This window comes from Streptomyces sp. NPDC037273, from assembly GCF_055603625.1.
In genome coordinates this window covers 1-17769 of sequence record NZ_JBVJVO010000001.1, presented here as the reverse complement: position 1 = coordinate 17769, position 17769 = coordinate 1, and the positions used below count along the sequence as shown (strand labels likewise).

The window sequence follows — 17769 nt, the reverse complement described above, 5'->3', positions numbered from 1 at the left end:
AACTGCCGCCGTCAATGGCTAAAGTGACCGCAGGGGGCACGGCAGTGCGACCCCTGCACGGGGGCGGCATCAGAAGATTCCCGTCCGCATCACGACCGGATGGCCCGACGGCCCGGCCGTCGACGCCGCCGAAGGAAGAAGGGGCAAGATGTCGAAAGACCTGAACGTAACCAGTGCCGAACAAGTCAAGCTCGCCGGCCGGATCCAGGACTTCTCCGACGAGCTCCAGTCCCGCATCACCTCGCTCAACGGCGTGGTCGACCGCGTCCAGGCGGGCTGGCAGGGCGCTGCGAGCAAGGAGTACGACCGGGTCCAGAACGACCTGAACCAGCGCCTGCGCAGCATGCGCAACGAGCTGAGCAAGCTCGAGGAGATCATGCGCATGAGCGCCGACGGGTTCTCGCGCGAGGAGGAGGACCGCCTCCGGTCCTTCCGCACGATGGACAACAGCGGCGGTGGCGCCGGTGGCGGCGGCAACCAGAGCGCCATCCTCGGCATGTGAGCCCCAGGCTCGACCAGTCCTCCGCGCCACTCTCACTTCAGGAGTCAACACCATGACCACTGCGGTCAATTACGACACCGTGACGCAGGCGGCGGCCGACACCCGCCTGACGTCGAGCACCCTCACCCAGAAGCTCGACGACCTCATGGCCGAGGTCAACCGCGTCGCCTCCAACTGGGAAGGCGAGGCGAAGATCGCCTACCGCGAGAGCCAGGACCGCCTGACCCGCGACATGGCCGGCATGAACCAGGACCTGGCCCGCATCGCCCAGCTCCTCGACGAGTCGGTCGCCGGCTACCAGGACACGGACAAGGGCAACGCCGCCCGCTTCCGCATGATGTGAGACCCCGCACGTACGCCTGAGGGGGCGGCCCGTCCGACGGGCCGCCCCCTCACGCGTATCCCCCCGGCGTCAGCGGAGGTCGAACTCGCCGTCCCTGGCGCCCAGCACGAACGCGTCCCACTCGGCCTTCGTGTACCGCAGCACGGTCTCCTTGTCGAGCGACGAGCGCATCGCCATCCCGCCCTCCGGCAGCTGCGCGATCTCCACCCGCTCCTCGTCCGGGCTCGTCCCCGGAGCGCCCTGCCACTCGACGCCGGAGATGTCCAGCGCGTACAGCTCGTCCTTCTGCCGCTGCTTCTCCGCGGCCAGGGCGGCCTCCGCGCTCTCGGTGGTGGTGTCGTGGGCGTCGGTCATCGGCGCATTCCCTTCGCGGTGGTACGGCGGTCCCTCCCACAGTAGTGGGAGGGACCGCTCCACTCAGTGCTGTTCGGGCAGCCAGCCCAGCTGCACCAGCGGCGCCCCGCGCTTGCGCGACACGAACGTGCCCCGGCCCGGCGGCATCGGCCGCGCCCGGACACCGCCCAGGATGTCGCCCTCCTGCGGATCGCCGGACAGGACCACGCCCTGCGCGCCCAGCTCCCGCACCCGCTGCATGAACGGCTCGTACATCGCCCGCGACGCACCCGCCTGGCTGCGCGCCACGATGAAGCGGATGCCGACGTCCCGCGCGAACGGCAGGTTCTCCACCAGCACCGCGAGCGGGTTGCCCGAGTTGGTCGCCACCAGCTCGAAGTCGTCGATGAGCACGAAGAGCTGGGGCCCCGACCACCAGCTGCGGTCGCGCAGCTGCTGCGGCGTGATGTCCGGCTTCGGCGCCCGCTTCGTCATCACCGTGTTGATGGCGTCCATGTGCATCTGCATGGCCGACGCCATCGGCGCGTACTCCAGGAGATGCGAGGGCGCCACCGCCTCCAGCATCGTCCGCCGGTAGTCACCGACCACGATCCGGGCCTGCTCCGGCGAGTACCGCTCGCACAGCTGCTTGGCGATCAGCCGGAGCAGCGCCGTCTTGCCGGACTCGCTCTCACCGAAGACGAGCAGGAACGGATCCGACTCGAAGTCGACGAACACCGGCTCCAGGTTCGTCTCGTCGATGCCGATCGCGATGCCGTGCTGCGGGTACTCGAAGCCCTTCGGCAACTGCTCCGCCGGAAGCCTGCGCGGCAGCAGCCGCACGGCCGGGGCCGGCGCACCGGTCCAGCTCGCCTTCACCGCCCGCACGAACGCCGCCGTGCCCTCCGCCAGGTCGCCGGACGAGCTCGACCCGTCGATCCGCGGCAGCGCCCCCATGAAGTGCAGCTTCTCCGGCACCTGGCCGCGCCCCGGCACCCCGGTCGGCACGTTCGCCGCGACCTTCCGGTCGAACTCGGAGTCCATGACGTCACCGAGCCGCAGTTCGAGCCGGCCGAGCATCTGGTCCTTGAGCGCCGCCCGCACCTCCATGTACCGGGAGGCGGTGATCACCACGTGGATGCCGTAGCCCAGACCGCGCGCCGCGATGTCGGAGACGATCGGCTCCAGCATGTCGTAGTCGTTGCGGAAGCCGCCCCAGCCGTCGACGACCAGGAAGACGTCACCCCAGGCCTCTCCCTGCAGCTCGCCCGCGGCCCGCTTGCGCCGGTAGGTCGCCATCGAGTCGATGGCGTGCGTACGGAAGAACTCCTCGCGCCGGTTCAGGACGCCCATCACCTCGGCGACCGTCCGCCGCACCCGCTCGGGGTCGAGCCGCGAAGCGACCCCGCCGACGTGCGGCAGGTCGGCGAGCGACACCATGCCGCCGCCGCCGAAGTCCAGGCAGTAGAACTGCACCTCGGCCGGGGTGTGGGTGAGCGCGAACGAGGAGATCAGCGTCCGCATGATCGTCGACTTGCCGGACTGCGGACCGCCGACCACCATCATGTGACCGGCCGCGCCCGAGAAGTCCCGGTACAGCACCTCGCGCCGCTGCTCGAACGGCTTGTCGATGAGACCGAGCGGCACCGTGAGCCCGCCCTGCCGGGTGTACTCCGTCGCCGTGAGCCCCCGGTCCGCCGTCTGCGCGAGCCCCGGCAGCAACTGGTCGAGCGAGGGCGCCTGGTCGAGCGGCGGCAGCCACACCTGGTGCGCCGGCACGCCCTGCCCTTCGAGCCTCCGCACGATCACGTCGAGGACGGTGTCCGCGAGCGCGTCGTCCTCCTCGCTCCGCAGCGCCGTCAGATACGCCGGGTCCGGCGCCGCGTACACCACCGGCACCGGCGCCGCCGTGAACAGCGCCGGCCGACGCTCCACCGGCATCTGCCCGATCTCCAGCCGCGGCCCGCCCGTCCGGTACGTCCCCGACACGTACGCCGCCTTGAAGCGGGTCATCTCGTCCGTACCGAACTTCAGATAGCCCGAACCCGGCACCGACGGCAGGTGGTACGCGTCAGGCACACCGATCGCCGTCCGCGACTCCGCGGCGGAGAACGTCCGCAGACCGATCCGGTACGACAGGTACGTGTCCAGGCCGCGCAGCTTGCCCTCCTCCAGGCGCTGCGAGGCGAGCAGCAGATGCACGCCCAGGGAGCGGCCGATGCGGCCGATCTGGATGAACATGTCGATGAAGTCGGGCTTCGCGGTGAGGAGTTCGGAGAACTCGTCGATCACGAGGACCAGCGAGGCCAGCGGTTCGAGCGGGGCACCCGCCGCCCGCGCCTTCTCGTAGTCGTGGATGTTGGCGTAGTTGCCCGCCGAGCGCAGCAGCTCCTGGCGCCGCTGGAGCTCGCCGCGGATCGCGTCGCCCATGCGGTCGACCAGCGTCAGGTCGTCCGACAGGTTGGTGATGACCGCCGCCACGTGCGGCATCTGCGACATGCCCGCGAAGGTCGCGCCGCCCTTGAAGTCCGCGAGGACGAAGTTCAGCGTCTCCGAGGAGTGCGTCACCGCCAGACCGAGCACCAGCGTCCGCAGCAGCTCCGACTTTCCGGAACCCGTCGCGCCCACGCACAGACCGTGCGGGCCCATGCCCTCCTGCGCGGCCTCCTTCAGGTCCAGCATGACCGGCTGGCCGTCCTCGCCGACACCGATCGGCACCCGGAGCCGCTCGGCCACCGACCGGGGCCGCCAGGTCCGCGCCACGTCCACCGACTCGGCGTCCCCGAGGTTCAGCAGATCCGTGAAGTCCAGATTGGCGAGCAGCGGCTCGTCGTCGTCCCCGCCGCCCATCCGCAGCGGCGCCAGCTGCCGGGCCAGCGCCTCGGCCGCCGGCAGCGAGATGCCGTCCGGCACCCCCTCGTACGCGAACCCGCCGCCCGACTCGAGCCGCAGCCGGCCCGGCCGCACGACCACCGAGAGGCCGCCGCGCGGCTCGTCGAGGTCACCGGGGACGACCTCCACGATCGTCACGCCCTGCAGGCCCTCGGCCGCCGCGAGCAGCGAGTCCGGCGGCACCATGCCACCGTCGAGGACGACGACCACGTGCGGCTGGTCCAGCACCGGCTGGTTCTCGCGCGAGAACCGCGGCCGCCCGTCCAGCTTCGAGCGGACCAGGTTCTCCAGCTCGCCGAGGTCGTCGCCGAACAGCCGCTTCGTACCGGCCCCGTCGACCTGACCCGGCACCTGCGTGTGCGGCAGCCACTTCGTCCAGTCCCACCGCTCCTGCGAGGCCCGCGACGCCACCACCGCGAGCATCAGGTCGTCGGGGGAGTGCAGCGTCACCAGCTGCGCCACGAGGGCCCGCGCCACCGACTGCGCCGACTCCGGCTCACCCGACACCGTCACGTGGTAGAACGCCCGCATCGAGACCGCCATCGGCAGCCCGTCCAGCGTCCCGTGCACCGCGAGGAACTGCTGCATCGCGCCCGCGCACAGCGGTTCCAGCTCGTCCACCGGGGCCGTGTCGGGCGCCACCAGCGGCGTCGCCAACTGCTGTGCCCCCAGGCCGATCCGCGCCTGCCCGAAGTCGTGGTCGCCGACCCGGCGCTCCCACACCCGCGAGCCCTCGGCCACCACCGACCACAACTGCTCGGGAGCGGGGTGCAGATACAGCTGCGCGTCCCGCTGCGAGCGCGCGGTGCGCCGGACCGTACGCCGGGTCTGGGCGAGGTATTTGAGGTAGTCGCGGCGGACATCGGACATTTGCCCCTGCGTACCGCGACGGAATCTGACGAACTGGGCGACGGCCATCGCGACCGTCGACGCCAGCATCAGCGTGCCCATGATCCGCATGATCGGCGACGGCGTCATGAAGAAGAAGACCACCGAGGAACCCATGCCGAGCATCGGCAGAAGCTGCATCAGCGCCGACTCCTGCTGCCCCCGCGGAAGTTCCGGCGGGGGCTCCAGGACCAGTTCCTCGCCGGGCACTTCCGGCGGAAGCGCCCTCGGCGGGCGTTTGACGACGATCTGGCTCACCGGCGCATCAATCCCTCGTTGGAGGCGGGCTCGTGGCGGGAGCTTCCGCACCGGCACCCCGTCGGCAGCCGAGTGCGCGGACTTCCCCCATGGGACGGCGATCCTACTTGCAGCCCCCACGGGCCGTCCCCGGTAGGGTGGCGCGCGCATCGTGCGCAACCGCGAATCAGAACGGGCGCAGCCGCGAATCGACGCGGAACAGACGGGCGCAACCGCGAATCAGGGGGTCCACACACGTGAGTACGACCGCAGCGACCGGCTTCTGCCGCGTCACCGTCGTGGCGCCGGACAGCCGCATCGACGTCGCGCTCCCCGAGGACATCGCCGTCGCCGACGTCCACCCGGAGATCCTCAGGCTCACCGGGCAGACCCAGGCCGCCGGCACCCCCACCGGCTACCACCTGGTCCGCCGCGACGGATCGGTCCTCGACGGCGCCCGGACGCTCGCCGCCCAGCAGGTCCTCGACGGCGAGGTGCTCTCGCTGCGCCCCTTCGCGCAGTCGCTGCCGCCGGCCGTCTACGACGACGTGTCCGACGCCGTCGCCTCCGCCGTCACCCGCGACCGGCACCTGTGGAGCGACGAGCTGCTGCGCGGCGCCGGCCTCCTCGGCGGCGTCCTGCTCCTCGTCCTGATGGGCTTCGTCCTCTGGTTCGCCGACCCCGTCCGCCACGACATGCACAGCCTGCCCGGGATCATCGCGGGCGCCGCCGGCGTCCTGCTGACCGCCTTCGCCGGCGTACGCGCCCGCGTGTACGGCGACCGGGCGACCGCCGTGGCCCTCGGCCTCGGCGCCCTGCCGCTGCTCCTCATCGCCGGCTCCGGCATCGTCGGCGCCGACCCCGGCGAAGGCCCCGGACGCCTCCAGTTCCTCCTCGGCTGCGTCGCCGTCCTCGTCGCCTCGGTCGCCCTGGTCGCGCTCACCCCCAGCGGCGACGCGCCCTTCGTGGCCGCCACCTTCCTCGCCGGCGTCGGCACCCTCGCCACCTTCCTGGCGATCCTCACCGAGACCACCGCCACCGAGGCGGCCGCCGTCTGCGCCCCCGTCGCCATCGGCCTGGTCGCCTTCCTGCCCGGCCTCTCGGCCCGCTTCGCCCGCCTCCCCATCGGGTACGCGGCCCCGCGCAGCGCCGCCGACGACGAGTTCCTCGGCGAACCGCAGCAGGCCGGCGAGGAGGCCCAGCCCGTGGACGGCGAGCGCATCGCCCTCCAGGCCCGCCGCGGCCACGAGATGCTCCTCGGCCTGGTCGGCGGCTGCGCGGCCGTCGTCGTCGGCTCCGCCGCCGTCCTCGGCTTCGCCGGCAACGTCTGGGGCCAGCTCCTCGCCCTCGGCGCCGGCCTGGCGATGCTGCTGCGCGCCCGCCTCTTCCGCTACACCTCGCAGGTCGCCTGCGTCCTGGTCGCCGGCCTCGCCGCCATCGCGCTGCTCGTCCTCGGCCTCTCCCTCAACCCGCCGGCCGACCTCGTCAAGGAGCTCCTCATGTACGGGGACCGGGGCGGCCTCGACATCCGTACGATCTGGCTCACCGCCGCCGTCGCCGCCGGAGCGGCACTGGTCACCGCGATCGGCCTGATCATCCCGAGGAAGGGCCTCTCGCCCTTCTGGGGCCGGCTGCTCGACCTCACCGAGGGCTTCGTCCTGCTCTCCCTGGTCCCGCTCTGCCTGGCCGTCCTCGACGTCTTCACCTCGGTGCGCGCGCTGACCAGCAAGTAGAAGCCAATGGAAAACGAATCCGGGGGCGCTCCGGCGAGCTGGTACGCTGTGTGACGGCCGTTTGTGTACGCGCTCCCGGAAAGCCCCCGAGATCACTCGGATGCCTCTGGAAGCTGCGCCCATCGGACCTTCGCCCGTCGAGTCACGGAAGCTTCCCCTGAGACCTAGACCAGGGGCACTCGCGGGCGCACGAACACCTAGAGGAGATCCGCGTGGCTCTCGACGCCGCTGTCAAGAAGCAGATCATGGCCGAGTTCGGCACCAAGGAGGGCGACACCGGCTCCCCCGAGGTCCAGGTCGCCATGCTGTCCCGTCGCATCTCGGACCTGACCGAGCACCTCAAGCAGCACAAGCACGACCACCACAGCCGTCGTGGCCTGCTGATCCTGGTCGGCCAGCGCCGCCGCCTGCTGCAGTACCTGGCCAAGAAGGACATCCAGCGCTTCCGTACGCTGGTCGACCGCCTCGGCATCCGCCGCGGTGCGGCCGGCGGCGCCAAGTAAGCAGCCGTTGAGGGAGCGGTTCCCACTTTCAGGGGGCCGCTCCCTTTGCTGTACGTGCGCAAAGTGCACATCGGCACTTAGTCTGGTCGCACAACCCCATACGACGAGCGAGAAGCCGCCGGCCAGCCGCCGGTCCTCGGTAGTGGCCCCCGGAAACGAAACGCCGGGAGCTTCGATCGAAGACCGGCCCGCACCCGAGGCGAGCTTCTCCGCCACCGTCGCACACCGTCCCCGGCCACACGGGCCCCGGACGCAAAGACGAACACGTAGGAGAAACCGCTAGTGGAGAACGAGACCCACTACGCCGAGGCCGTCATCGACAACGGCACCTTCGGCACCCGCACCATCCGCTTCGAGACCGGCCGTCTGGCCAAGCAGGCCGCCGGCTCCGCCGTCGCCTACCTGGACGACGACACGATGGTCCTCTCTGCGACCACCGCCTCGAAGCGCCCCAAGGACCAGCTCGACTTCTTCCCCCTCACGGTGGACGTCGAGGAGCGGCAGTACGCGGCCGGCAAGATCCCCGGCTCCTTCTTCCGCCGGGAGGGCCGCCCCTCCGAGGACGCGATCCTCACCTGCCGTCTGATCGACCGCCCGCTGCGCCCCTCCTTCAAGAAGGGCCTGCGCAACGAGATCCAGATCGTCGAGACGATCATGGCGCTCAACCCCGAGCACCTGTACGACGTGGTCGCGATCAACGCCGCCTCCGCGTCGACGATCCTGGCGGGCCTGCCCTTCTCCGGCCCCATCGGCGCCACCCGCGTCGCCCTGATCAAGGGCCAGTGGGTCGCCTTCCCGACGCACACCGAGCTCGAGGACGCCGTCTTCGACATGGTGGTCGCCGGTCGCGTCCTTGAGGACGGCGACGTCGCGATCATGATGGTCGAGGCCGAGGCCACCGAGCGGACGATCGAGCTCGTCAAGGGCGGCGCCGAGGCGCCGACCGAGGAGGTCGTCGCCGCCGGTCTCGAGGCCGCGAAGCCCTTCATCAAGGTCCTCTGCAAGGCCCAGTCGGACCTCGCCGCCAAGGCCGCCAAGCCCACCGGCGAGTTCCCGGTCTACCTGGACTACCAGGACGACGTCCTGGAGGCCCTGACCGCCGCCGTCAAGGGTGAGCTCACCAAGGCGCTCACCATCGCCGGCAAGCAGGAGCGCGAGGCCGAGCTCGACCGCATCAAGGAGCTCGCCGCCGAGAAGCTCCTCCCGGCCTTCGAGGGCCGCGAGAAGGAGATCGGTGGCGCGTACCGCGCGCTGACCAAGAAGCTGGTCCGCGAGCGCGTCATCAAGGACAAGGTCCGCATCGACGGCCGTGGCCTCACGGACATCCGTACGCTCGCGGCCGAGGTCGAGGCCATCCCGCGCGTGCACGGCTCGGCGCTGTTCGAGCGTGGCGAGACCCAGATCCTGGGCGTCACCACCCTCAACATGCTCCGCATGGAGCAGCAGCTGGACACCCTCTCCCCGGTGACCCGCAAGCGCTACATGCACAACTACAACTTCCCGCCGTACTCCGTCGGCGAGACCGGCCGCGTGGGCTCGCCCAAGCGCCGCGAGATCGGCCACGGCGCCCTCGCCGAGCGCGCCATCGTGCCGGTCCTCCCGACCCGCGAGGAGTTCCCCTACGCGATCCGTCAGGTGTCCGAGGCCCTCGGCTCCAACGGCTCGACGTCGATGGGCTCGGTCTGCGCCTCCACCATGTCGCTGCTGAACGCCGGTGTGCCGCTCAAGGCCGCCGTCGCCGGTATCGCCATGGGTCTGATCTCCGAGGAGATCGACGGCCAGACGCACTACGTCGCCCTCACCGACATCCTCGGTGCGGAGGACGCCTTCGGCGACATGGACTTCAAGGTCGCCGGCACCAAGCAGTTCGTGACCGCGCTGCAGCTCGACACCAAGCTCGACGGCATCCCCGCCTCGGTCCTGGCCGCCGCGCTGAAGCAGGCCCGCGACGCGCGTCTGCACATCCTCGACGTGATGAACGAGGCGATCGACGTTCCGGACGAGATGTCCCCGAACGCGCCGCGCATCATCACCGTCAAGATCCCGGTGGACAAGATCGGTGAGGTCATCGGCCCCAAGGGCAAGATGATCAACCAGATCCAGGAGGACACCGGCGCCGAGATCACGATCGAGGACGACGGCACCATCTACATCGGTGCCCAGCAGGGCTCGCAGGCCGAGGCCGCCCGCGCCACGATCAACGGCATCGCCAACCCGACCATGCCGGAGGTCGGCGAGCGCTACCTGGGTACGGTCGTCAAGACCACCACCTTCGGTGCCTTCGTCTCCCTGCTCCCGGGCAAGGACGGCCTGCTGCACATCTCGCAGATCCGCAAGCTCGCCGGTGGCAAGCGCGTGGAGAACGTCGAGGACGTGCTCGCGATCGGCTCCAAGGTCCAGGTCGAGATCGCCGAGATCGACCAGCGCGGCAAGCTCTCCCTGATCCCCGTGATCGCGGACGAGGACGCCGAGGGCGAGAAGGACGACGCTGCCAAGTGACGTCCCGTAGTTCCCGCGCGACGGCCCGCCCCTCTTCGGAGGGGCGGGCCGTCGCCCGTACCCAAACGCTTCTCCCGGGCAAGGACGGCATCGGCACGGTCCGGCGCACGACCCTCCCCGGCGGCCTGCGGATCGTCACCGAGACCCTCCCCTCCGTGCGTTCCGCCACCTTCGGCATCTGGGCGCACGTCGGCTCCCGCGACGAGACCCCGACGCTCAACGGCGCGACCCACTACCTGGAGCACCTCCTCTTCAAGGGCACCCGCAAGCGGTCCGCCCTCGACATCTCCGCCGCGATCGACGCGGTCGGCGGCGAGATGAACGCCTTCACGGCGAAGGAGTACACCTGCTACTACGCGCGGGTCCTCGACACCGACCTGCCGCTGGCGATCGACGTCGTCTGCGACATGCTCACCGGCTCGCTCATCCTCGAAGAGGACGTGGACGCCGAGCGCGGCGTCATCCTCGAAGAGATCGCGATGACCGAGGACGACCCCGGTGACGTCGTGCACGAGCTGTTCGCGCAGACGATGTTCGGCGACACCCCGCTGGGCCGCCCGGTCCTCGGCACCGTCGACACCATCAACGCGCTCAGCCGCGGCCAGATCGCCCGCTTCTACAAGAAGCACTACGACCCGACCCACCTGGTCGTCGCCGCCGCGGGCAACGTCGACCACGCCACGGTGGTACGCCAGGTCCGCCGCGCCTTCGAGAAGGCCGGCGCCCTCACCCGTACCGATGCCGTCCCCGTCGCCCCCCGCGACGGCCTGCGCACCCTGCGCACGGCGGGCCGTGTCGAGCTCCTGAACCGCAAGACCGAGCAGGCCCACGTGGTCCTCGGCATGCCGGGCCTGGCCCGCACCGACGAGCGCCGCTGGGCCCTCGGCGTGCTGAACACGGCCCTCGGCGGCGGCATGTCCTCCCGCCTCTTCCAGGAGGTCCGCGAGAAGCGCGGCCTGGCCTACAGCGTGTACTCGTACACCTCGGGCTTCGCCGACTGCGGCCTCTTCGGCGTGTACGCGGGCTGCCGGCCGAGCCAGGTCCACGACGTCCTCAAGATCTGCCGGGACGAGCTCGACAAGGTCGCCTCCGACGGTCTCACCGACGAGGAGATCACCCGCGCGGTCGGCCAGCTCTCCGGCTCGACCGTCCTCGGCCTCGAGGACACCGGCGCGCTGATGAACCGCATCGGCAAGAGCGAGCTGTGCTGGGGCACCCAGATGTCGGTCGACGACATGCTGACCCGGATCGCGCAGGTCACCCCGGAGGAGGTCCGCGAGGTCGCCCGCGATGTACTGGACCAGCGGCCCTCGCTCTCGGTGATCGGCCCGCTGAAGGACAAGCAGGCGGACCGCCTCCACCAAGCGGTCTCCTGACCCACGAGTCCCACGAGTCCCCTAAGGAAGTGCAATGAGCAAGCTGCGCGTGGCGGTCCTCGGAGCCAAGGGCCGTATCGGCTCGGAGGCGGTCAAGGCCGTCGAGGCGGCCGAGGACATGGAGCTGGTCGCGGCCCTGGGCCGCGAGGACGACTTGGCGACGCTCACCGAGGCGGGCGCACAGGTCGTCGTCGAGCTGACGACCCCCGCCTCGGTCATGGAGAACCTCGAATACTGCGTCGAGCACGGCATCCACGCGGTCGTCGGCACCACCGGCTGGACCGAGGAGCGCCTCGCGCGGCTGAACTCCTGGCTCGCCGCCTCCCCGGAGACCGGCGTCCTGATCGCCCCGAACTTCTCCATCGGTGCGGTCCTCACCATGAAGTTCGCGCAGCTCGCTGCCCCGTACTTCGAGTCGGTCGAGGTCGTCGAGCTGCACCACCCGCACAAGGTCGACGCGCCCTCCGGTACGGCGACGAGGACCGCCCAGCTGATCGCCGAGGCCCGGTCGAAGGCAGGCTGCGCCCCGCAGCCCGACGCCACGGCCACCGCCCTCGACGGCGCGCGCGGTGCGGACGTCGACGGCGTCCGCGTCCACTCGGTACGCCTGGCGGGCCTCCTCGCCCACCAGGAGGTCCTGCTCGGCGGCGAGGGCGAGACCCTCACCGTCCGCCACGACTCGCTGCACCACTCCAGCTTCATGCCGGGCGTCCTCCTGGGCGCCCGCCGCGTGACCACCACTCCGGGCCTCACCTTCGGCCTGGAGCACTTCTTGGACCTGGGCTGACGGTCATGGGCGGAAAGATCACGTACGTCTTCCTGGCCACCGTCCTCGTGCTCGTCTTCGGCGTGGTGGCGATGGAGGGCGTCCTGCTGCTCCTCACGGGCGAGCCGGCCGCCATGGGCATGGGCGCGGTGGCGTTCCTGCTGCCCGCCGTCGGCGGCTGGTTCCTCTGGAAGAACACCAGCTTCGCGCGCCGGGCCAACCGGCTGGCCGCGGAGCTGGAGGCCGAGGGCGGCCTGCCGGTCGACGAGCTGGAGCGCACCGAGGGCGGCCGGATCCTCCGGGACTCGGCCGACGAGGTCTTCGCCCGGCGCAAGGCCGAGACGGAGGAGTCACCCGAGGACTGGCGCTGCTGGTTCCGGCTCGCGGTGGCGTACCACGACGCCCGCGACACCCCCCGGGCCCGCAAGGCGATGCAGCGGGCCATCGCGCTCCACGGGGGGCGTCCGGTCAGCGCGTAGCGGCCGGGACCACGCCGTACTCGGCGTTCCACGCCTCGACGGTGTCGGCCGCCCGGTCGAAGGCCTCGACGCGGGAGAGGAAGTCGGCGTTGTGGTCGGTGAGCAGCACCAGCTGCTCACCGGCCTGCCGGTCGAGCACCAGGGCCTGGCCCTGGACCGTGCGGGGGAGGCCAAGCCACCGCACCGGCTGCTGGGTGGTCCGTACGGAGGCCACCTTGGCCCAGGGCACGGTGACGGTCGAGAGGAAGCCCACGCGCCGCAGCCCGGCGCGGCTCACCCAGGTCCCCATGCGCAGCATGCGCAGCGCGGTCACGATGACGAGCGCGGCGATGCCCAGGGTGGCCAGCGCGCCGCCGAAGGCTCCGGCGGCGGCGATGACGACCGCGGCGAGCAGGACGAACGAGGCGAGCAGCAGCGCGAGCGCCGCCGCCCCGACCCGCCATGACCCCGGCCGGTAGGGACGCCGCCACTGGTCGTGGTCGTCGAACGGCAGGGCGACATGGTCGGTCGTGTCAAAAGCACGGTCGGCCGTCAGAAAGGGCAGGGGCACGACAGGTCCTCACTCACAGGCACGCTCGAAGGGGCAGTGCCCGGTGAGGCTACCTCAGCGGTTGTCGGAGGCCTCGGACTGCTGCTGGTGAGTGGCGGAGTCCCCGGCCCGGAGCGATGGCATGCCGAAGACCAGCGCTCCGACGAGGCCGGCCACGACGGTCAGTCCGATCAGCGTACGGCCCACGATCTCCATGGCACCGGGACGCTCCCGAGGCGGTGGAGTGACGTTACTGCGGAAGTGGTCGGCCTCCGCGACGAACGCGAACGGTACGGCCTCTTTCCGGCTGAACATCAGGGTCACTCTCCTCGGTTGTCGTGTGCTTCACAGATACAGACGACAGAACCGTCGCTTTGGTGCCCTATTTCACCAAAGCAGCCGAATCTCATCCCTCGGGAGGACGTCGTTAGAGTGGGCGACTGCACCCCGACTGGAAGGACCGCTGGTGAGCGACAGCCCCACCGAGAACGTGAAGATCGACTTCCGGAGCGACGTCACCGTCGAACTGGTCAAGAGCGCGGCGGCCGACTCCGACGTCCTCTGGGCGGCCCGGGTCTCCACGGCGGGGGAGCAGTCCCTCGAAGAGCTCCAGAAGGACCCCGAGCGGTCCAAGGGGCTCATCAACTACCTGATGCGGGACCGCCACGGCAGCCCCTTCGAGCACAACTCGATGACGTTCTTCATCAGCGCCCCGATCTTCGTGTTCCGCGAGTTCATGCGGCACCGCGTCGGCTGGTCGTACAACGAGGAGTCGGGCCGCTACAGGCAGCTCGAGCCGGTCTTCTACGTCCCCGGCACCGACCGCAAGCTGGTCCAGCAGGGCCGCCCGGGCAAGTACGAGTTCGTCGAGGGCACCCAGGAGCAGCACGAGCTGGTCGGCCGCACCATGGAGGACTCGTACCGCCAGGCGTACGCCACCTACCAGGAGATGCTGGACGCCGGCGTCGCCCGCGAGGTCGCCCGCGCCGTCCTCCCGGTCGGCCTCTTCTCCTCGATGTACGCCACCTGCAACGCGCGCTCGCTGATGCACTTCCTCGGTCTGCGCACCCAGCACGAGCTGGCCGCGGTCCCGTCCTTCCCGCAGCGGGAGATCGAGATGGTCGGCGAGAAGATGGAGGAGCACTGGGCCCGGCTGATGCCGCTGACCCACGCGGCCTTCAACAAGAACGGCCGTGTGGCCCCGTAACGCACACATGTCCGATCGCCTCGCGCGAAGTGTCCGTATTGCGACGTTTCACGAAGTTCATCTAGGCTGATCAAACGGACCCGGCGCTGCCTGAACCCCCGAGCAGGCAGCGCCGGGCTCCCTTTCTCGTGTCCCCCTCAGGGACACCCGGCGCTGAGCAGCGAGTAGCGTGTTACCCATGGCTCCGATCTCCACTCCGCAGACCCCCTTCGGGCGGGTCCTCACCGCCATGGTCACGCCCTTCACGGCGGACGGCGCACTCGACCTCGACGGTGCCCAGCGACTCGCCACCCACCTGGTGGACGCAGGCAACGACGGCCTCGTCATCAACGGCACCACCGGCGAGTCCCCCACCACCAGCGACGCGGAGAAATCGGAGCTCGTACGAGCGGTACTGGAGGCGGTCGGCGACCGCGCCCACATCGTCGCCGGCATCGGCACCAACGACACCCACCACTCCATCGAGCTCGCCCGCGCCGCCGAGCGTGACGGTGCTCACGGCCTGCTCGCCGTGACGCCCTACTACAACAAGCCCCCGCAGGAGGGCCTGTACCGGCACTTCTCGGCCATCGCCGACGCCACCGGCCTGCCCGTGATGCTCTACGACATCCCCGGCCGCAGCGGCGTCCCGATCGACACCGAGACGATCGTCCGCCTCGCCGAGCACCCGCGCATCGTCGCCAACAAGGACGCCAAGGGCGACCTCGGCCGCGCCAGCTGGGCCATCGCCCGCTCCGGCCTCGCCTGGTACTCCGGCGACGACATGCTCAACCTGCCGCTGCTCTCCGTGGGCGCCTGCGGCTTCGTCTCCGTCGTGGGCCACCTGGTCACCCCGGAACTCCGTGCCCTCCTCGAAGCCCACCTGGGCGGCGAGGTCCAGAAGGCCACCGAGATCCACCAGAAGCTGCTCCCCGTCTACACCGGCATGTTCCGCACCCAGGGCGTCATGACCACCAAGGCCGCGCTCGCCCTCCAGGGCCACCCGGCCGGCCCCCTCCGGCCGCCGCTCGTCGAGCTCTCCGCGCAGGAGACCGAGCAGCTCAAGGTCGACCTGGCCGCCGGCGGGGTAGAACTCTGACAACGGACTTCACAACTGAACACTGACAACAGCAAGTGCACGATTGTCATGCGCGCCACGTGCCACGGGCACGTGGCGCGCGTGGTGAGGAGAGTCTTTTGAGTCATCCGCATCCCGAACTCGGTGCCCCGCCGAAGCTCCCGAAGGGCGCCCTGCGCGTCACCCCGCTCGGCGGGCTCGGCGAGATCGGCCGCAACATGACGGTCTTCGAGTTCGACGGCCGTCTGCTCATCGTCGACTGCGGCGTCCTCTTCCCCGAAGAGGAGCAGCCCGGCATCGACCTGATCCTCCCGGACTTCACGATCATCCGGGACCGTCTCGACGACATCGAAGGCATCGTGCTCACGCACGGCCACGAGGACCACATCGGTGCCGTCCCCTACCTGCTCCGCCTCAAGCCGGACATCCCGCTGATCGGCTCCAAGCTGACCCTCGCCCTCATCGAGGCCAAGCTCCAGGAGCACCGGATCCGTCCCTACACCCTCGAGGTGAAGGAGGACGACCGCGAGGTCCTGGGCCCCTTCGACTGCGAGTTCATCGCCGTCAACCACTCCATCCCGGACGCCCTGGCCGTCGCCATCCGCACCCCCGCGGGCATGGCCGTCGCCACCGGCGACTTCAAGATGGACCAGCTCCCGATGGACGGCCGGCTCACCGACCTCCACGCGTTCGCGCGCCTGAGCGAGGAAGGCATCGACCTTCTCCTCTCGGACTCCACGAACGCCGAGGTCCCCGGCTTCGTCCCGCCGGAGAAGGACATCTCCAACGTCCTGCGGAACGTCTTCGCCAACGCCCAGAAGCGCATCATCGTGGCCAGCTTCGCCAGCCACGTGCACCGCATCCAGCAGATCCTCGACGCCGCCCACGAGTACGGCCGCCGGGTCGCCTTCGTCGGCCGCTCGATGGTCCGCAACATGGGCATCGCCCGTGACCTGGGCTACCTCCGCGTCCCGGCCGGCCTCGTCGTCGACGTGAAGACCCTCGACGACCTGCCGGACGACGAGGTCGTGCTGGTTTGCACCGGCTCCCAGGGCGAGCCCATGGCCGCCCTCTCCCGGATGGCCAACCGCGACCACCAGATCCGGATCGTCCCCGGCGACACCGTGATCCTCGCGTCCTCCCTGATCCCGGGCAACGAGAACGCGGTCTACCGCGTGATCAACGGCCTGACCCGCTGGGGCGCGAACGTCGTCCACAAGGGCAACGCCAAGGTCCACGTCTCGGGCCACGCCTCGGCCGGCGAGCTGCTGTACTTCTACAACATCTGCCGCCCGAAGAACCTCATGCCGGTCCACGGCGAATGGCGCCACCTGCGCGCCAACGCCGAGCTCGGCGCCATGACGGGCATCCCCAAGGACCACATCGTCATCGCCGAGGACGGCGTCGTCGTCGACCTCATCGACGGCCGCGCCCGCATCACCGGCAAGGTCCAGGCGGGTTACGTGTACGTCGACGGCCTCTCGGTCGGCGACGTCACCGAGAGCCACCTCAAGGACCGCCGTATCCTCGGCGACGAGGGCATCATCTCGGTCTTCGTGGTCGTGGACTCCTCGACCGGCAAGATCGTCAGCGGCCCGAACATCCACGCCCGCGGCTCCGGCATCGAGGACTCCGCCTTCGACGCCGTGATCCCCAAGGTCGACCAGGCCCTGAACAAGTCCGCCCAGGACGGCGTCGTCGAGCCCCACCAGCTCCAGCAGCTGATCCGCCGCACCGTCGGCAAGTGGGTCTCCGACACCTACCGCCGCCGCCCGATGATCCTCCCGGTCGTCGTAGAGGTCTGACGGACGCCCGGTCAGACGGCCGTTCGGGCGGTCTGACCAGCGCCACACCGGAGCGGGGCCCCTCGATTTGCATCGAGGCGCCCCGCTCCAGTACGTTTACGGCTCCGCCAGATCGGGAACCACCCGGCACCGTCGTGTGCCTGAACGGTTCTCCGGGAGGCGGGAAATCCGACGGAAATCATCTGATAAAGTCGGAACACGCCGAAAGGCCCCTGGAGTGAAAACAAAAGGGACCGGAAAGCGCCGAGGAAATCGGATCGGAAAGATCTGATAGAGTCGGAAACGAAGGAAGCGCCCGGAGGGCCTGGAAACAGGAACGAAGGAAGCGTCCGCACCTTGAGAACTCAACAGCGTGCCAAAAATCAACGCCAGATTAGTTGATACCCCGTCCATCTTCGGATGGTCGAGGTTCCTTTGAAAAAGTCCATTCCTTCGGGGATGGCAACAACACAGCGAGGACGCTGTGGACAGTCGGCCCTATTCCGGCCTGACTGTCCCGCTCAACGCGAGTGTGACCCGATTACGGGTAAACATTCACGGAGAGTTTGATCCTGGCTCAGGACGAACGCTGGCGGCGTGCTTAACACATGCAAGTCGAACGATGAAGCCCTTCGGGGTGG

Annotated in this window: 15 protein-coding genes and 1 rRNA gene; 12 read left to right on the top strand and 4 right to left on the bottom strand. The window is 69.9% G+C overall.

Annotation, left to right across the window (positions count from 1 at the left end; translation table 11 throughout):
* Positions 1-148 precede the first annotated feature (148 nt).
* Positions 149-502: a WXG100 family type VII secretion target gene (locus ACZ7G1_RS00080; RefSeq protein WP_386254664.1), complete on the top strand. Its 354-nt coding sequence runs from the start codon at positions 149-151 to the stop codon at positions 500-502.
* A gap of 52 nt (positions 503-554) precedes the next feature.
* Positions 555-845, top strand: coding sequence for a WXG100 family type VII secretion target (locus ACZ7G1_RS00075; RefSeq protein ID WP_017235850.1), 291 nt, complete (start codon positions 555-557; stop codon positions 843-845).
* Positions 846-914: 69 nt separating this feature from the next.
* Here ACZ7G1_RS00075 and ACZ7G1_RS00070 read toward each other — a convergent pair whose 3' ends face one another.
* Together ACZ7G1_RS00070 and eccCa are read right to left on the bottom strand one after the other, a co-directional pair.
* Positions 915-1199, bottom strand: coding sequence for a DUF397 domain-containing protein (locus ACZ7G1_RS00070; protein ID WP_470881856.1), 285 nt, complete (start codon positions 1197-1199; stop codon positions 915-917).
* A gap of 63 nt (positions 1200-1262) precedes the next feature.
* Positions 1263-5216 carry a type VII secretion protein EccCa gene (gene eccCa, locus ACZ7G1_RS00065; RefSeq protein WP_470881854.1) on the bottom strand — a complete coding sequence of 1318 codons (3954 nt, stop codon included), beginning with the start codon at positions 5214-5216 and terminating at the stop codon, positions 1263-1265.
* Between the two features lie 236 nt (positions 5217-5452).
* On the opposite strand from eccCa, the gene eccD reads away from it, so the two are divergent.
* The 6 genes from eccD (at position 5453) to ACZ7G1_RS00035 (ending at position 12551) form a co-directional block, all read left to right on the top strand.
* A complete protein-coding gene (eccD, locus tag ACZ7G1_RS00060) occupies positions 5453-6928 on the top strand; it encodes a type VII secretion integral membrane protein EccD (RefSeq protein WP_470881852.1) in 1476 nt (491 codons plus the stop codon).
* 212 nt (positions 6929-7140) lie between these two features.
* On the top strand, positions 7141-7431 hold the full coding sequence (gene rpsO, locus ACZ7G1_RS00055) for a 30S ribosomal protein S15 (RefSeq protein WP_015036567.1): 291 nt from the start codon (positions 7141-7143) through the stop codon (positions 7429-7431).
* Positions 7432-7713: 282 nt separating this feature from the next.
* Positions 7714-9930, top strand: a complete 2217-nt coding sequence (locus tag ACZ7G1_RS00050) for a polyribonucleotide nucleotidyltransferase (protein WP_470881850.1) — start codon at positions 7714-7716, stop codon at positions 9928-9930.
* Entirely contained in the window at positions 9927-11306 is a 1380-nt protein-coding gene (locus tag ACZ7G1_RS00045) for a M16 family metallopeptidase (RefSeq protein WP_470881848.1), read from the top strand. Before ACZ7G1_RS00050 ends, ACZ7G1_RS00045 begins: the two co-directional genes overlap by 4 nt.
* Positions 11307-11340: 34 nt before the next feature.
* Positions 11341-12093, top strand: a complete 753-nt coding sequence (dapB, locus tag ACZ7G1_RS00040) for a 4-hydroxy-tetrahydrodipicolinate reductase (protein ID WP_470881846.1) — start codon at positions 11341-11343, stop codon at positions 12091-12093.
* 5 nt (positions 12094-12098) lie between these two features.
* Entirely contained in the window at positions 12099-12551 is a 453-nt protein-coding gene (locus ACZ7G1_RS00035; protein ID WP_470881845.1) for a hypothetical protein, read from the top strand.
* On the opposite strand, the gene ACZ7G1_RS00030 is transcribed toward ACZ7G1_RS00035, so the two are convergent.
* Complete coding sequence (locus ACZ7G1_RS00030) at positions 12541-13101, bottom strand: PH domain-containing protein (RefSeq protein ID WP_470881844.1); 561 nt, start codon at positions 13099-13101, stop codon at positions 12541-12543. The two genes, ACZ7G1_RS00035 and ACZ7G1_RS00030, sit on opposite strands and share 11 nt — an antisense overlap.
* Positions 13102-13155: 54 nt before the next feature.
* Entirely contained in the window at positions 13156-13395 is a 240-nt protein-coding gene (locus tag ACZ7G1_RS00025) for a hypothetical protein (protein ID WP_470881842.1), read from the bottom strand.
* Between the two features lie 151 nt (positions 13396-13546).
* Between ACZ7G1_RS00025 and thyX the strand changes: the two genes are divergently transcribed.
* The 4 genes from thyX to ACZ7G1_RS00005 form a co-directional block, all read left to right on the top strand.
* Positions 13547-14287, top strand: a complete 741-nt coding sequence (gene thyX / locus ACZ7G1_RS00020; RefSeq protein WP_470881840.1) for an FAD-dependent thymidylate synthase — start codon at positions 13547-13549, stop codon at positions 14285-14287.
* Positions 14288-14465: 178 nt separating this feature from the next.
* Positions 14466-15365, top strand: a complete 900-nt coding sequence (gene dapA, locus ACZ7G1_RS00015; RefSeq protein ID WP_470881838.1) for a 4-hydroxy-tetrahydrodipicolinate synthase — start codon at positions 14466-14468, stop codon at positions 15363-15365.
* 98 nt (positions 15366-15463) lie between these two features.
* Complete coding sequence (locus tag ACZ7G1_RS00010; protein ID WP_470881836.1) at positions 15464-17149, top strand: ribonuclease J; 1686 nt, start codon at positions 15464-15466, stop codon at positions 17147-17149.
* Positions 17150-17682: 533 nt separating this feature from the next.
* Positions 17683-17769: ribosomal RNA gene (locus tag ACZ7G1_RS00005) — 16S ribosomal RNA — on the top strand; the annotation flags it as partial.

Coding starts and splice junctions, on each gene's coding strand:
- ACZ7G1_RS00080 (WP_386254664.1), top strand. CDS start 149: ATGTCGAAAGACCTGAACGTAACCAGTGCCGAACAAGTCAAGCTCGCC.
- ACZ7G1_RS00075 (WP_017235850.1), top strand. CDS start 555: ATGACCACTGCGGTCAATTACGACACCGTGACGCAGGCGGCGGCCGAC.
- ACZ7G1_RS00070 (WP_470881856.1), bottom strand. CDS start 1,199: ATGACCGACGCCCACGACACCACCACCGAGAGCGCGGAGGCCGCCCTG.
- dapB (WP_470881846.1), top strand. CDS start 11,341: ATGAGCAAGCTGCGCGTGGCGGTCCTCGGAGCCAAGGGCCGTATCGGC.
- ACZ7G1_RS00035 (WP_470881845.1), top strand. CDS start 12,099: ATGGGCGGAAAGATCACGTACGTCTTCCTGGCCACCGTCCTCGTGCTC.
- ACZ7G1_RS00025 (WP_470881842.1), bottom strand. CDS start 13,395: ATGTTCAGCCGGAAAGAGGCCGTACCGTTCGCGTTCGTCGCGGAGGCC.
- dapA (WP_470881838.1), top strand. CDS start 14,466: ATGGCTCCGATCTCCACTCCGCAGACCCCCTTCGGGCGGGTCCTCACC.